Genomic DNA, 15,845 nt, shown 5'->3' with positions numbered 1-15,845 from the left:
TTGTCTTCTCTGTGGTGAAAACAATGTCTTATTCACTTTATCAGCCAAATACAAAGCTTACCTAAAAAACAAAAAAACCGTGTTTAAACTAAACACGGTTTCATAATTTTAAAATAAGCCAAACTGTTTATTACAAATTAACCACATTGTTAAGTGTTGGTGCATTTTCACCATTAACCAATGTATTTAAATGCTGTGCAAACTCTTTACCCAGCTTTTCATCGCGCATACCGTATTCAACAATTGCCTTTAAATAACCAAGCTTATCGCCACAGTCGTGTGCGCGGCCACTCATGTGAAATGCCTCAACCGTTTCTTGTGCCATTAACGCATCAATAGAGTCAGTTAACTGTATTTCACCACCAGCACCCACTGGTGTTTTAGCAAGTAGCGGCCAAATATTTTTACTTAATACATAACGGCCAACAACAGCAAGGTTTGACGGTGCAGCATCAACATCTGGCTTTTCAACCATAGTTTTAATTTTAGCGCTTTCACCAGCAACTAGTTGCACACCATTAATGTCGGCAATACCGTATTTACTTACGTCATCCATAGCAACAGGCTCAAGCATTATTTGGCTTGCTGCCGTTTCATTAAAACGAGCAATCATAGCAGCCAGGTTTTCTGTTTTTTGGTTTGCTGTGTATGCATCAAGTATTACATCGGGTAGTACAACAACAAAGTCGTCATTACCCAAAATAGGCTTTGCACACAATATAGCATGGCCTAAACCTTTAGCTTCGCCTTGGCGAACGTGCATGATGGTCACATCACTAGGGCAAATAGAGCGCACTTCTTCAAGTAGTCTACGTTTAACACGATTTTCAAGCGTTGCTTCAAGCTCATAGCTGGTATCAAAGTGGTTTTCTATCGCATTTTTAGAGCTATGGGTAACTAACACAATCTCTTTAATGCCTGCAGCAACACACTCGTTAACAATGTACTGAATAAGTGGCTTATCAACTATAGGGAGCATTTCTTTAGGGATTGCTTTGGTCATAGGTAGCATACGCGTGCCAAGGCCAGCAACAGGAATTACAGCTTTCATGGGTAGTCCTTTATTTTTTAAATTAATTATTTTTAAACTAACAGATTAAATGTAGATGAGGGATGAACGAAGTAAAACCCCGAATATACTTATCGGGGTTAGGTTGCTATACAAACAGCTACTATTTAATTAGTCACTACCAAACAGGTCACGCGTATATACTTTATCGGCAATATCGCTTAACTCTTCAACCATACGGTTTGAAACCACAACGTCAGATATTTGCTTAAACTCATTTAAGTCTTTTATCACGCGTGAATTATAAAATTCACTTTCTTTAAGCACAGGCTCAAATACAACAACCTCAACACCTTTGGCTTTAATGCGCTTCATAATGCCTTGAATAGAAGACGCCCTGAAATTATCAGACCCCGATTTCATGACTAAGCGATACACACCCACCACTTTAGGGTTGCGCTTTAAAATAGACTTAGCAATAAAGTCTTTTCGGGTTGTGTTTGCATCTACAATTGCACCTATAATATTATTTGGCACATTTTGGTAATTAGCACGTAGTTGCTTAGTGTCTTTTGGTAAGCAGTAGCCGCCATAACCAAACGATGGGTTGTTATAATGGTTACCAATACGTGGGTCTAGGCCTACACCTTGTATAATTTGCTTGCTGTTTAAACCATGTGCTTCAGCGTAGCTATCAAGCTCATTAAAGTACGCTACGCGCATAGCTAAGTAAGTGTTAGAAAATAACTTAATGGCTTCAGCTTCAGTTGAGTCAGTAAATAGTACTTCAACATCTTGCTTAATTGCACCTTGCTTAAGTAAGTTAGCAAAAGTAGTCGCGCGCTCGCTTTGTTCACCTACAACAATACGTGAGGGGTGTAAGTTATCGTAAAGGGCTTTGCCTTCACGTAAAAATTCGGGCGAAAATATTAAATTACCTGCATTTAACTGCTTTTTAATATCGGCAGTAAACCCAACCGGAATGGTCGATTTAATTACCATAACCGCATTTGGGTTATGCGCCATAGCATCTTTAATTACAGCTTCTACTGAGCTGGTATTAAAGTAATTATTTTCAACATCGTAGTCTGTTGGCGTGGCTATAATTACGTAATCAGCATTTTTGTAAGCTGCTACTTTGTCGGTAGTGGCTGTAAAATTTAAATCACTGCGTGTTAAAAATTCACTAATTTCAGTATCAACAATTGGCGATTGCTTATTATTGAGTAGTGCTATTTTTTGCTCATCAATATCAAGTGCGACCACTTCATTATGTTGCGATAAAAGCATAGCGTTCGAAAGGCCTACATAGCCCGTACCTACCACGGCAATTTTCATGTTATTCCCTTGTTATATTATCGGTAACTTTTTGAATCATCTTAACAGATATAAACTTACAATAAATCATTCAGGCTCTAGTGATTTTATTAATTTAGCAGGAACTCCGCCAAAAACTTTTGAGCTGCCCACTACTGGTTTAGATAATACGGAGTTAGCCGCTAAAATATTACATTCTAAAAGACTTGCTCCAGCTGTTAAAGTGCAATTAGCACCAACCCAGGTACCTTTACCAATAAAAACAGGCGTTTTAATAGAAGCTCCGAACCTGTAAGAATTATTGAAAACACTATGATTACCAGATACTAAAACCGAGTTGAAACCAATCATAACTTCATCTTCTAGTGTTACCGCCGAAATAGCATTTATAACAACATTAGGAGCTAAATACACATCCCTGCCAAAAGAACAGTTTTCTAAATTTTTAAAAATAACAGAAGAGGAAACTTGTAAGTTTTCGCCACATCGCTTCATCGCAATCCCATAAAGAAAGCCTCTAAATCTCATTATAAAAGGTATATCTGGTAAGAAAAAAGTAACTAACCAAATAAGCCAAGCATACAGAAGTAACAATTTATGCTTCATTATCATCCTCTATTATATTTAAGGCTTGTTCTATCCAATATTGCTGATTAGATAACGACTTCATACTCTCAGCTCCCTTTGTTAGTAATGCTAGTAACGTTTTATCATCGAGCAATAACTGTATTGAATACAATAGTCCAGCCTTATCACCTTGTTTGAATATCAGGCCATTGACACCATGCTTAACAAATGCTTTGACTCCACCTACATCTGAAACTATTACAGGTTTTTTATAAGCCCAAGCCTCCATAATTACTCGTGGAAACCCCTCATAATAATTATTTGAAGGAACAACAACCAAGTCTGTAGCTTCTAAATACTGGGGTAATTGTGAATGTGGAAGTTGGCCTTTAAAAAAAACATTACTAGAAACATTTAACCTGCTACTTAGTTGCTTTGCCGATTCTAAATCTGGGCCATCACCAATAACAGTTAACTCAACTTTACTCTTTAATTTACTAACAGAACTTATAAGGTCGTAAATACCTTTATCTTCTACAACCCGACCTATGAATAATAGTTTTAAAGTATTTGAGGCAGGAGTACTAATATAATTTTCTGAAGGCTTTTTTACCATTAAATCTACAAACTGGTATGTACTATTTGGTGCGTACTTTTTACTAAATTTTTCTAAGGAATCGCCAGTACATAAATTGATAGTGTTTTTATTACTACATATTTGGCTTAATTTAAAACGTATATAACGCGATAATAAAAAACCGAAAACTTTTTCAGGTAAAGAATATTTATTATCCCTCCAAGTATTTGATGCATCTGCACACATATGATGCAATACTTTTTCACCTGCTTTTAATGCCTGTAAACCAAAAACTATACTGCCGATAGATGGGGTTCTTATCCAGAAGTAAGCACCTTTATGGTTACTTATAACCTCATCCGCTGCGTTTTGGTAAGATTTCAAATAACCTTTTTTTAGCAAACTTTTGAGAGCAAAATCTTTGGTAGACTTATAAGCTGGAAATGAATGAAATTTGCTTGCACTAACTTCGGTACTAAAGTTCGTTGGCTTATCAACGACTTTTACCGATGGAGAACAAACAAAAACATTATCTCTACCTATTGCATCCTGTAAAAATGCCGCTGATGTTGGTTTTGTGTAATAGGCATCATTGAAACTACTAAAAGTTTCACCTACAAATGAAACTATTTTCATAATCTACCTTATCTCTAATGTAATAAGTTTTGAATAACAAAAAATCAAATAAATCAATAAAAAACTCCATTTAGTTATTTGTTTTTTGAAGGTTTTCATAAGCCAATAAGCTACAAATGGCTCAAGTAGTGTATATACTAGTGTCAACCTTCCAGAAATAATCGATGAATCTATAAATATTATGGAAAATATAAGTATAAAAAAAGAAAAATATAAAAACTGACTAGCTAGGTCATACTGCTTTAAATATGAAACGTTAGTATCTAACCTATGAATAAATAAAAAGTATGTAACAAAGAGTAGCGATACCAATAAATATAGGGTGCTTTGAATAGACTTACCTTGTTGGTATTTAGTTCCAACATAGTATTCATATCCAAGGCCACGCAAACCGAATTCGAGTAAAGTTGAAAGAATTAAAACTGAAATAACGTAAACAATGACTTTTATTAGATTACTTTTTTGGATTAACTTTTCTTTATAATCCACTATGTATGAGGCATAAAACGATATAGAATAAAAAATAACCAACGCATTATGAAATAGAATTGGAATCAATAGATATAAAAACCGCCATTTACTTTTATAAACTAGTGAATATAAAAACAAAAAAAAAGTAACAGCTAAGCCGAACCTTACTTGTGTACCAAGTAAGCCTTGTGAAAGAAACAGCATGTTAGGCATAGCTATCAATATTAGTAAAGAACTGCGATATAATAAACAAAGGAGAATAAGCTCTAAACCTAGAACAACTATCCAAAATGTATCGAAAGATAAACCAAAGTATTTAGCTATATTTGAAATAAATTCAAAGCCGGATTCAAATTGATTCCAATTCAGCTCAAAATTAACCTTATAATTTTCATAATCAAGGTTATTAACCCTTTCAAAATTCATAATGTTAAATATGATAGCTAACATAATCGTGTTAAACATTAGAAGAAGGGGCTTTAAATAACCTATACTTTTTTCCGGTTCAATCATTTAAAAATACACTTTTTAACGACTTTCCTTAAAACCACATCAAAAAAGCTTATTAAAATGTTGTTTTTTATTGAGTATATTAAACTTTTTAAATATCGGTGGTGACTAACCATGCTTCTTAGTATTACAAGCGTTTTAAAACCCTTGATGGACTTTTGATTTAAATATTTAGCATATAATTCTAACCATTTTAATGAAAAGTGGTAGTCATTTAACTTTGGTATTTGAACAAACTCATAACTAACATCTTCTAGCATTAAAAAATTTGCACCTTCACTTTCTAGCGATAAACAAAATTGATAATCTTGGTGGCGTTTTAGGTCATCAAACATTACCTTACGCGCAAGGTTTGTTTTTAAAAAAATACCGCTGGTTTGAATTATTTGTTTCGCGCAAAATAAGTACTCTCCAACTGATTCTGTTTCTTTAATAGACCTTGTTGGCCTAATTAACACCCGGTTACCATCAATTATTTTACACCTTGAATAAATAACTAAATCTTTGTGGTGCATTGCTTTTGAACTAAATAGTTTATGCTGCTTTTCGAGTTTGTCTTTATACCAAATATCGTCATAATCTAGAAATGCTATATAGTCACCTCTAGCATGTTCAATACCAGTATTTCGAGCTATACCACCATTACTGTTCTCTAAATGAGTGATGATTCTGACTCTGTCATCATTAATAGCTTTAATCTCATCTTTGGCAACAATTGGCGAGCAGTCATCTACAATGATTACCTCCAAGTTCTCTATAGTTTGATTCAAAGCACTTTCAACAGCTTTAATCAATAAACCCGAAGTAGACGAATAAAAGGGAATTATTACAGAAACCAGAATCATTATTTTCTCATTTATTTATGAATTTCGCTAAATACCTTATCCCACATTTGGGTAGATAACTTTTTTAGCTCAACGGAGGCTGTATTAATTGTTGATAGAGTTATATTTTTATAACTTTCATCATTTAAAAGCTTTGAGCAAAGTGAAGAAACAGTATTTGCATCTACTTCCACTAACAATTCTGGTACTCCATATTCTTTTAATAGCATCTCATATTTGTGGCTCCATCCCATGGCTACAACAGGGACACCTGTAGAAAGTGCACTTACAATTCCATGAAACCTTGAGCCAACAAGTATAGAGGATTTACTAATAATACTTTTTATCGATAAAGCATCTTGAGGGTCAACAATCTCGACCTTATGTTCTAATACATTGTTTACTTGCTTAGCTAAGCTTAAATCTCTTTCGCCTTCGTGAATTAATAAATAAGGTTTCTGCCCCAAATCTTCTAGGTGCTTTATAGTGTTAGCTAAAGTACTAACGTATTGCTCACCTAGACTATTCCCTCGTCTAATCATCTGAAAGTTAGGTATTACACAGGCCCTATTTTTAAGGTGTTCATACTTTTCAATATCGATGGGCATGACTAGATTCGTAAAATCAGGAAATTGACTTAGCTTTTCAAATTTACCAAGCTTGTTTACATATTCATAAGACACATCGTCACGGGCCATAAGAATATCAGCCTTTGAGAAAATACTTTTAGATGCTTCAGCAACTGCTTTGTCTTCGAATGGTCCAAACGCTTGTGGCAATAATATGACTTTTACGCCATTTTTTTTAAAGTAATCAATTTCATTTGCTAATCTATCTTTAATTAACTTTGGACCCCACTTGTCTCCATATGCAAATCCAGAGGCATCAATTACTAAATCGATTTCATTTTTATTTACAATCCCATATTTCTCTCTAATGATTTTGGGAAACAATGAAAAAGGCCAACCAAAATTATAGCCTTTACCAAAAAAACGTGATTTTTGAAATAAATTATATTTAGCTCTCGTTTTGTAATCACCAAGAGGTTCAACTAAAAAGTCAGCATTTACACCTCTTTTTTCAAATTGCTCGATAACAGCTAATAGCATAAGCTCAGCGCCACGGTTTGGTAAACCAATACCTTTGATTTCAACCATCATAACTTTATAAATCCTTAACTAATAAATCATTTTTTTTCTTTTGAGAGTAAGCTATCCCCCCCTCTTCTTGAGGGTACCCGACAGCCATTAACATAACTACACGCTCGTGATATTCTAAATTTAACTTTTTACTTATAAGTTGCTCTCTTTCCTCTACGTCAGGCCAGTTTATCGGGCATGTACTTAATTCCAGAGTTTCAAATGCGAGCATAAGTTGCATTGCTGCTAAGGAAGAGTCTATATAAATCACATGACGATCTCTTTCTGCTGGGTACGCACTTAAATCCCCAACAATAGCAATTAAGCAAGGGATATTTTCAGCAAAACCCGTTGTACCCATTGCATATTTAGCAACCTCTGTTGCTTTATTTTCATCACGCAGAACAACAAATTTATAAGGCTGCCTATTGCAAGCTGAGGGCGCATATGTTGCTGCATTTACTGCTTTTTTAATTAAATCCTCAGGCACTTCTTTTTGTTCAAACCACCTAACAGACCGCCTTCTCTTAAATAGAGTGTTTAACTCATCATAATCAATTGAAAGTTTGGGCCTTTCACTTTGTGTGTATGGAATACACTTATTTGTAGTATCTAATGCATCTATAATAAAGTCAGCTTTAGCTAACGATATTTTCTTTGTATCTGTAACACACTCAAAATAGTGCTGGAGGACATCATGAGCCCACTTTAACTCATCCTCCCCTGCTGCTTTACTTTTTTTACAGTCGTTGTAGCAGCTTACTGTTTCTTGTATATACGCTTCACCAAAGTACGCTCTCCGGGGTTGCATTATCAGCCCTTTTTCAAGCCTGTGGATATTACGCCTAAGGAGAGCAGCGGAACCGACTTGGGCGTCTAATGAAGCTTTATAAACTTTTCGGCCCAATAAAACAGCGCGGTGCTCACGATCAAACTCTCGACTAAAAATAAGATAATAAAGTGAAGATAAGAAATTATTTTTTGAGAAAAACTTAATTAATAAGAAGTCTAATTTAGTCTTAGCTGTATAAATTTTGTAAACAAAATTTGAAGGGAGGATCTTTTTTACTAATGAACGCATTTAATTATTTTTACCTATTTTCCAATACCTTTTTCCAAATGTAAAAGGCAATAAAATTGACTTCAGCATAACCACTGCAATTAACCGTGTTGACTTACTAAACCAAAAAGCCAAAAATGAAGCTGCAAAGTATGAAATAATCGTTGCTATTGCTGCTCCCTCTCCTGCGTACAAGGGGATTAAATAATAATTGGCAATAATATTTATTATTGCACCTACCCCATGAGTAATCAGTGAGTATTTTAGAAGACTCTCAGCTATTAGCCATTTGCTAGCTAATGCTCTCATAAACACAAATACCGCAGCCCAAATGTGCCACTGCAATATTCTACCTGAAACGCTGTACTCTTCACCGAATAGTAAAACTATAAATATTGGACCAAAAATAGTTACTAAAATTGCGAGCAGTAATGCGCTTACAAATAAGATGTCACATATTTTTTGAAGCTTTATGAGATAATACTTTGAATTATCTCTAATTTTCAACAATGCGGGGAACAGTGTAATTACCAATGCATTCGCAAAGAAATACCAAACTTCTGATAGTCTTGACGCAACGGCATATGTACCTACAGCATTTGAGTCAATCATATGATTGAGCATAAGTTGGTCTATTTTTAAATAAACAATGGAAGCGATACCTGACAAAATTAACCAATAAGATTGGCCCAATAATTTTCGCCCATACGTTAAGTCAATATCTTTAAAACTAAAAGTATCAACTTTTTTAGCCTTAATATAAATAAATAAGAACCCACCACCAATTAATGCGACCTCTAGAGAAAATGCTAAAACAATATATACAAGTTTAGGGTTAAATAAAGCAATTAATACTTTTATTACTGAAAATGAAACCACAATAATAAATTTCATTTTCGTTACAATTTTTGCCTTCACATGGGCCTGAAACCAAAAATCCAAAACATAAAAGCATGTAAAGATATTTCCAAGGCAAAGTAAAATTAATCCAAGCTTCTCTTCATTAGCTTGAATAATATTTGAGAAGAGTATTAACCCAATAAACAAACTAAGGACTATTAGAGAGCAACCGAATCTGAGACAAAGACTCGTAGAAATAATTTTATTGGTGTCTGTTGGCTTATTAACAATCTCTCTAGTTACGATTGCATTTAAACCGAGTGCTGTTACTGGTGCAATCAAAGCAACTATAGCTAATAAGTAATTTAACAGCCCGTATTGTTCAGCCCCCAGAGCCCTAGCCAAAACCACGGTAACTAATAAGTTTGCCACCATGACAATAATTTTTTCCCCAATTAACCAAGAGGTGTTAGAGATAATTTTTTTTAAATTCACAGTAGTTTACTTTTTATGTTTTACAAAACCGCGTATTGCATAACTACAAAAATAAATTGAAGTTTTAAACAATCCTAAACCAATAACTTTTCGATACAAATCCCACTGCCATTTTAATATTTTAAATTTATTTTGTGTCATTCCAGAGTCAACTCTATACAAAGCTAAAATATCTGGAATGCTGTAAGCTTTAGGAGTTTGTTTTAATATATTTAGCCAAAGCCCCATATCCTGCCTTTTACGAATTAAAGGCATGTAATGCTTACCTAATACTTTGCTATCATAAACAGCGGTTAAGCAACCAATTACGTTACTGCATAGTAGCTTATTATAAGTTGTGAATTGAGGTGGCGTAACAGTACCCTTTAGGTTTTCACTTTCTAGTTTTTGATATCCAGTGAAAGTAAATGCGTAGTTATTACTCAGCATAAAACTGATTTGTTTAGTTAGTTTTTGTGGTAACCATAAGTCATCTGAGTCTAAAAACGCAATAAATCGGCCATTAGCGCGTTTTATAGAGTTATTACGTGCAACCCCTGCACCACCATTTTGCTCATTTATAAATAACTTTATTCTCTGATCTTTAATAGCGTATTCATTAATTATTTGTTGAGTTGCATCGCTAGAGCGATCATCTGTTATTAGCAGCTCCCAATTATTGTAAGTTTGGCTAATAACAGACTCTATAGACTCGGCTATGTGACGCTCCGCATTGTAAGCAGGCATTATTATAGAAACTAATGGTTGTTCCTGCCTCATTTAACGGCCCATACCAAATATAACTGTTCGAACTGTCATTAATAAAATTTTAATGTCTAGCAAAGCAGAGTGATGCTTTATGTAATGAATGTCATACTTGTGCTTCCATATAGCATCCTCAACCGATGCGCCATACGGGTAGCTCACTTGTGCTAAACCTGTCACCCCTGGTTTTACTGCATGCCTAAAGCGATAGTAGGGTATTTCTTTTTCTAGATCTTTAATAAATACTTCACGCTCGGGCCTTGGTCCAACTATCGACATAGTCCCTTGTATAACATTTATAAGCTGTGGTATTTCATCTATACGTGTTTTACGAATAAATTTACCTACTTTTGTAACGCGTGCATCGTTTTTTGATGCCCATTGGGCTCCGTTTTTTTCTGCATCATTTCGCATGGATCTAAATTTATACACTTCAAACTGTTTATTATATTGCCCAGTACGCTTTTGCTTAAATAGTATGGGCCCTGGGCTCTCTAATTTAATTAACAAAGCTGCAAATATTGAAAAAGGAATTGTGACTATAAGTAGTAAAATAGCACTCACTATATCTACACAGCGCTTTGCTACTTGCGTACGTTTATTTGACAAAATAGAAAATGCTTTTTGATGCAAAAAGTAGCTACTATGTAGTAAACGCACTTCCGTGTATTTTAGCCGGTCGTCTAGATAACTTACTAAAGGTTCAACCCATGCACCACACTCAGTTGCATTAACTAAAAACTTGCGTTGTTGTTTACTCAAATGCGCACTTTGATAGTGGCATACTACTTTTTTAGTAAAGTCAGTAATACTGTAGTCGTTAATTACTATATCGAATGTATAATCATCAATAATTTCACCTATATTACTGGCACACTCCTCTGGGCAAAATACATAAATTACACTTTGCTTTAGTGCTTCTGATTTTGATTTAAAGCTTTCAGTTATGAATATCGATTTTAGCTGTTCTTGATTATTACTAACAGGCTCTTCATTCATATCTGGTGTACCTACTTTCAGGTTCATGTACTGCTCTTTCTATTTATCTGATTTGTATTCGTAATTGTAATAGCCATAATACCCATACGCATTACTGGCTTTTTTAACTACACCATTAAATACTAAGCCTTTTACGTCTATCCCATTTTGTTCAAAACGGTTGCGGGTTAGGTCTATTTCACGCAGGTGATTTTGGCCAAAGCGGGCTACTAATAATGTAGTGCCGGTATGTGCACTTACTATAGCCGGGTCGGTTACTGCCAGTATTGGTGGGGTATCTATAATTACTATGTCGTAAGCGTTGCTTACCTCTTCAACTAGTTTGTTAAAGTTGCTATGCATTAATAGCTCAGAAGGGTTTGGTGGTATTTGCCCGCGGGTAATTACATTTAAGCCTTCTACCTTGGTCGGTTTAGTAACTTGCTCCAGGTTTAAACGGCCTGAAAGGTAATCACTTAGGCCATTGTCCCACTTTAAGCCAAATTGAGTTTGTAAGTAGCCTTTACGCATATCGGCGTCAATAATTAGTACCTTTTTACCACTCTGTGCTAGTACTGCCGCCAAGTTAACCGATATAAACGATTTACCTACACCCGGGCTTGGGCCCGATATAGCAATAATGTTGTTTTTAGCTTCCATCATCGCAAAATGTAAGCTTGTGCGTAAGCTACGTAGCGCCTCAATTGAAAGGTCGGCTGGGTTATCAAGCGCGAGCAAGCTTTTAGCTTTACCTGTTTTATTTTTGCGCCCCGTAAACCCTGTTAGTTTATCTTGGTAGTCTGAGTGGGGTACGCTTGCGTATACAGGTATGCCTAGGGCTTCAATTTCAGCTGGGTCTTCAACCCCTTTATGCATAGCCTTTTGTATAAGCACAATAGCCACTGCAAGCATGCCACCTAGCATAGTTGCCATTACTACTATTAATGCTTTTTTAGGTTTTACTGGCTTACTGGTGTTTACCTCGGCGTAGTCTATAACACGTACATTACCTACTGTGCCAGCACGAACTATGTCTAGCTCTTGGGTTTTGCTCAGTAGCAACGTATAAATTTGGTTGCTTACTTCAACATCGCGCTTTAAACGTAGTAGCTCTTGTTGGGTTTCGGGTAGGTTACCTACCTCGCCAATTAGTTCATTTTTTTGGCTTTCTACTGCTTGAATTTGCTCAACAATACCTTGGTATGCTGGGTGGTCTTTTTTAAATTTACGGCCAAGCTCTAGGCGTTTTAGGTTTAGCTCTTGTAGTTTTGTTTCAAGCTTTACTACTTGCTCTAGTACGCCTTGGGTCTCAAGCGTTATGTTTATAGACTGGCGCTTTATTTGGTAGTCGTTAAAACGTTGCTCTGCATATTCAAGTTGTTTTTTAATTTCAGGTAATTGCACTTCTAAAAATTCAAGCGATTTTTGTGCCTCTGCGCTATTGCGCTCTACATTACGGCGAACATAAATAGCGGCTACTTTATCAAGTACTTTTTCGGCGTAACTTGGTTTAGTGCTTTGTAGGCTTAAATTAATAATGCCTGAGTCTTTACCTTTTTCACTGGCACCAATTGCTGCTTGTAAGTCAAGTATTGTATTTAGGCGATCTTTTCGGATAATTAAAAACTCAGTACCTGGGCGTGCATTAAGCTCGCGTACTGTTAAGTTAAATTTACCATTTGTAAGTTCTTCACCTACTTTGCCCACCAGTATTTGGTCTCCATCACCATTTAGCAGAGCAACACCGTTACCGGCTTGTGCAACAAGCACAAACTCTTGGTTTACAGCATTACGTGGTACGTCAAACCTAAATATATTTATACTTTCGCCGCCCCATGCATAGCTGCTTGCACCAAAACTTGGCTCGGCTAGGTCGCCCTCTTCCATTGGGGTAAATTTACGGTACGCGCGATTACCAATAAATGGGAATAGTTTTGGCTCGGCTATAATGTCTAGCTTCAGTGAATCTACCGCTTCGCCAATGACACTGCGCGATTTAAGTAGCTCTATTTCTGTTACTGCGGCCGATGTACTTTCGAACATGCCTGCCATGTCGTCAAACCCGGGCACGGATGAGCTGCCGTCTTCAACTTGTATCATAGCGGTGGCCTGGTAAATAGGCGTGCTTAATACCGCATAAACCACACCTACAAACATAAATACTGCTGTTATGCCTGCTATAAAGTATTTGCGGTCGAGTAATGCACCTACTAGTGCCATTAAATCGATTTCTTGCGTGGGTTGTGCAGTGTTTTTATTTTTACTTTCAGGCTGGGTATTCATTAAATTAGCCATTCCTTATAAATACTTTTGCCAAGCGCTGCATGCGCTATCGATTAATGTGTAAACGTGTTCAAATGCTTCGGTGCTTTGGCGGTATGGGTCGGGTATTTCAGCGTTGTTAATCCACTTACCTAACAAAAATGTTTTACCACGTGCCTCGGGGTAACGAGCGTGTACGTCGTTTAAATGGCGTTCTTCCATAACCAGTATTACGCTATTTTGCGCAATAAGCGCAGACGATAACTGCCTGCCTTGGTGTTCGTCCATGTTTACACCATGTGCTTGGGCTATTTGTTTTGCTTTTGCAGCGGCAGGTTTGCCTTCAAGCGCAGTTAGCCCTGCCGACGACACTTTAATATTTTTACCTTCAAGCTTTTGCTTTAATACATACTCACCAGTTGGGCTTCGGCAGATATTACCGGCACATACAACTAATACAGAATCGAACATTGTTATGCGCCTTAGTTATTAATGTCGTTTAGGTTATCAACAGTAGAAACCGACGGTAGTAATAAGCTTATTACGCGGTTCCAACGGGCCAATGGTGCCGATGTTACGTATACAATGTCGTGCGGTTGCAGTTCAAACTGCTCGGCTAACACCATTGCAGTAATATTTTTAGCGTGCAGCTGGTATACGTTTGCAATAACGCCTGTTTGCTCTTCGTTGCTTTTACGCAGTACAAACACGCCGTTGGCGTCGGCTGTGGTTTCGTTTAGGCCGCCGGTGTCGCTAAGTGCTTCGGCTAAGTTTAAGCCGTATCGGTTTAATACAATAGACCCTGCACGCTTTACGTCGCCCAGAACAAATACTTTTTGTGCATCGTTACGCGTTACATGAATTATGTCGCCGTGTTGAAGTAAACGGTTTTGCGAAATATCACCATGTAAATAAAAGCTGTCTAGTTGTATGGTTTCTGTTTTGTTACCACGGGTAAACGTTACTGTGCGCCAATCGGCTGCTTCTGTTAAGCCACCCGCTTGGTTTAGCGCGTCAATTAGGGTGAGTGGTATTTCGGTAACTGGGTATACGCCTGGTTTGTTTACCTCACCGGTTACGTAGGCTTTTTGGCTTCTAAATCCTACTACTTTTATGTCTACTTGTGGGTCTTCTATTACGCGGCTTAGGCGTTTAACTAGGTCTTCGCGTACTTCACCAATAGTGCGACCTGCGGCAGGAATATTTGGTGCATAAGCATAGGTAATGGTACCGTCTTTTTGTACGCGAAAGCCATCAAACTCTGCGGTGCGTTGCACTGCTGCAGGTATTGTTAGCTCGGGATGATCCCACACGCCAATTGTTAATGTATCGCCTACACCAATTTTGTACTCGTAATTACTTACGTTTACGCCCGCGGTGTTCGATATTGGCTTGGCAGATGCACGTGCTTGTTTTTGTTGTTTAATTAGCGACGAGTCGATAATTTGAATATTTACTTTTTCGAGATCTTGCTCAAGGTTTTGTGTTTGCTCGCCAGTTTCTATGCCTTCAAAATGGCTGCCTGGTATTATGGTACAACCGGTAACTGATAGTATTGCGAGTGAGGTGATGAGTGATTTACAGCTTAACGCCATTGTAGAATCCCAAAATTATTTTAAATATTTTGTTCCTCACCGACCTTGGTGAGTACTTGTATTATTGTGCGGTAATTAAAGCATGAGAGGGCTATTCGCGCAAGCCGAAACGCGCTTTTGAATTGCTGCTTTCTTTTAAATAAGTATTTAAGCTTACTCAATGTTTTATAAAATAAAGGTAGCAAACAGGGCTGGTTTATTTTGTGATATTTTAGTGTGTTATTTTTATTTTGCACTTTTATATTAAACGCTTATTCGCTTTATACCTTCAATGAGTTTTACTTGGTTAAAGTTTATGAGTAATCCTGTTTTTATGCCGCTTAACTTTAAGTAAGTTATTAGTTGTGCTGTATGAATTGGCAATAGTTTTTCAACTGTTTTTATTTCTATAATTAATTGCTTTGGAATTAATATATCGAGCCTATACCCTGCATCAATAGTTGTGTTTTTGTAGTTGATTGGTAATTTTATTTGGCTTTTTATTGATAAACCTGTTTGCTGTAGTTCATATATTAGGCAGCTTTCGTAGGTTGATTCTAATAAGCCTGGCCCAAGGTTTTTATGTACTTCAATAGCGCAACCAATTACTTTTTGAGTTAGTAAGTCTTCCATGGCGATCCTTTGCAAATTTGTCATCTTGGAATATAGACTAATTATTTTAGTTACACATATTTTGTACGCCACTTAGGCGCTTGATTGCTAGTACGTTTAATTTATACATGGTCACATTAGCAACCTTTTGCGTAAGCAAGCTTTACGCCTATGTATAGATAATTTTAAAGATTTAATTACCACCGAGAACACCGAGGCGCTGCGCGCTA

The 15,845-nt window shown here is 36.5% G+C and carries 15 protein-coding genes; all 15 read right to left on the bottom strand.

Annotated elements, in window-relative coordinates; genetic code table 11:
• Positions 1 to 130 precede the first annotated feature (130 nt).
• Positions 131 to 1,051, bottom strand: a complete 921-nt coding sequence (galU, locus tag CWB65_RS18680; RefSeq protein WP_138741213.1) for a UTP--glucose-1-phosphate uridylyltransferase GalU — start codon at positions 1,049 to 1,051, stop codon at positions 131 to 133.
• Between the two features lie 129 nt (positions 1,052 to 1,180).
• Positions 1,181 to 2,347: a nucleotide sugar dehydrogenase gene (locus CWB65_RS18675; RefSeq protein ID WP_138741212.1), complete on the bottom strand. Its 1,167-nt coding sequence runs from the start codon at positions 2,345 to 2,347 to the stop codon at positions 1,181 to 1,183.
• A gap of 66 nt (positions 2,348 to 2,413) precedes the next feature.
• Complete coding sequence (locus CWB65_RS18670; RefSeq protein ID WP_138741211.1) at positions 2,414 to 2,932, bottom strand: acyltransferase; 519 nt, start codon at positions 2,930 to 2,932, stop codon at positions 2,414 to 2,416.
• Positions 2,922 to 4,106: a glycosyltransferase gene (locus CWB65_RS18665; RefSeq protein ID WP_138741210.1), complete on the bottom strand. Its 1,185-nt coding sequence runs from the start codon at positions 4,104 to 4,106 to the stop codon at positions 2,922 to 2,924. The genes CWB65_RS18670 and CWB65_RS18665 overlap by 11 nt, the downstream gene beginning before the upstream one ends.
• A gap of 3 nt (positions 4,107 to 4,109) precedes the next feature.
• Positions 4,110 to 5,090, bottom strand: coding sequence for an EpsG family protein (locus CWB65_RS18660; RefSeq protein WP_138741209.1), 981 nt, complete (start codon positions 5,088 to 5,090; stop codon positions 4,110 to 4,112).
• Positions 5,087 to 5,932, bottom strand: a complete 846-nt coding sequence (locus CWB65_RS18655; RefSeq protein WP_138741208.1) for a glycosyltransferase family 2 protein — start codon at positions 5,930 to 5,932, stop codon at positions 5,087 to 5,089. Before CWB65_RS18655 ends, CWB65_RS18660 begins: the two co-directional genes overlap by 4 nt.
• A gap of 11 nt (positions 5,933 to 5,943) precedes the next feature.
• Entirely contained in the window at positions 5,944 to 7,071 is a 1,128-nt protein-coding gene (locus CWB65_RS18650) for a polysaccharide pyruvyl transferase family protein (protein WP_138741207.1), read from the bottom strand.
• A gap of 4 nt (positions 7,072 to 7,075) precedes the next feature.
• Positions 7,076 to 8,131 carry a nitroreductase family protein gene (locus CWB65_RS18645; protein ID WP_138741206.1) on the bottom strand — a complete coding sequence of 352 codons (1,056 nt, stop codon included), beginning with the start codon at positions 8,129 to 8,131 and terminating at the stop codon, positions 7,076 to 7,078.
• Positions 8,132 to 9,445, bottom strand: coding sequence for a flippase (locus CWB65_RS18640; RefSeq protein ID WP_138741205.1), 1,314 nt, complete (start codon positions 9,443 to 9,445; stop codon positions 8,132 to 8,134).
• A 6-nt stretch (positions 9,446 to 9,451) separates the two neighbouring features.
• The gene (locus CWB65_RS18635; RefSeq protein WP_138741204.1) at positions 9,452 to 10,204 is read right to left on the bottom strand and encodes a glycosyltransferase family 2 protein; all 753 of its coding nucleotides are present in this window, start codon (positions 10,202 to 10,204) and stop codon (positions 9,452 to 9,454) included.
• Positions 10,205 to 11,188, bottom strand: a complete 984-nt coding sequence (locus CWB65_RS18630) for a sugar transferase (RefSeq protein ID WP_502704849.1) — start codon at positions 11,186 to 11,188, stop codon at positions 10,205 to 10,207.
• A gap of 39 nt (positions 11,189 to 11,227) precedes the next feature.
• Complete coding sequence (locus tag CWB65_RS18625; protein ID WP_138741202.1) at positions 11,228 to 13,450, bottom strand: polysaccharide biosynthesis tyrosine autokinase; 2,223 nt, start codon at positions 13,448 to 13,450, stop codon at positions 11,228 to 11,230.
• 15 nt (positions 13,451 to 13,465) lie between these two features.
• Positions 13,466 to 13,900 (bottom strand): low molecular weight protein-tyrosine-phosphatase, encoded by a 435-nt coding sequence (locus CWB65_RS18620; RefSeq protein WP_138741201.1) that lies wholly within the window; start codon positions 13,898 to 13,900, stop codon positions 13,466 to 13,468.
• A gap of 11 nt (positions 13,901 to 13,911) precedes the next feature.
• Positions 13,912 to 15,024: a polysaccharide export protein gene (locus tag CWB65_RS18615; protein WP_138741200.1), complete on the bottom strand. Its 1,113-nt coding sequence runs from the start codon at positions 15,022 to 15,024 to the stop codon at positions 13,912 to 13,914.
• Between the two features lie 243 nt (positions 15,025 to 15,267).
• A complete protein-coding gene (locus CWB65_RS18610; RefSeq protein WP_138741199.1) occupies positions 15,268 to 15,636 on the bottom strand; it encodes a GxxExxY protein in 369 nt (122 codons plus the stop codon).
• Positions 15,637 to 15,845 lie beyond the last annotated feature (209 nt).

Source organism: Pseudoalteromonas sp. S554, assembly GCF_005930865.1.
GTDB classification, from domain to species: domain Bacteria; phylum Pseudomonadota; class Gammaproteobacteria; order Enterobacterales; family Alteromonadaceae; genus Pseudoalteromonas; species Pseudoalteromonas marina.
The sequence above is the reverse complement of the archived record's forward strand: the minus strand, read 5'-3'. Positions and strand labels throughout refer to the sequence as shown.